General features: G+C 59.5%; 1 protein-coding gene. It reads left to right on the top strand.

The features are described 5' to 3' along the window. Positions 1 to 193, top strand: a 193-nt coding sequence (locus tag EN874_RS34020; protein ID WP_189396772.1) for a hypothetical protein, incomplete at its 5' end; no start/stop codon positions are given. Between the last annotated feature and the right edge of the window lie 86 nt (positions 194 to 279).

The following is a 279-nucleotide window of genomic DNA, read 5'->3' as shown; positions in this document are numbered from 1 at the left end:
GCGAGCCTATGTTCTCGGATGCCTCGACAAGCAGCTGTTTCCAGCAGGGGCGGGCTCGAACTCTCCGCTCGATGAGATGAAGCAGACCTCAGGATTTTGGGGCAGAAAGCGCCTGACTGTGCGCGAACTGCTCTACATCGGCCATTTTCACGCCTGCCTGGGCGCGGCGAAAGAATTTCTGTTTCGCGGCTGACCTGCGACACCCAAAATTGAGTCGCGATCAGCGCGCGGCGCGGAAATGCTTGGAGAGCTTCAGGCCCTGCGCCTGGTAGTTCGATC

Origin of the sequence: Mesorhizobium sp. M1D.F.Ca.ET.231.01.1.1 (assembly GCF_003999155.2) — a bacterium.
GTDB lineage: Bacteria > Pseudomonadota > Alphaproteobacteria > Rhizobiales > Rhizobiaceae > Mesorhizobium.
The sequence above is the reverse complement of the archived record's forward strand: the minus strand, read 5'-3'. Positions and strand labels throughout refer to the sequence as shown.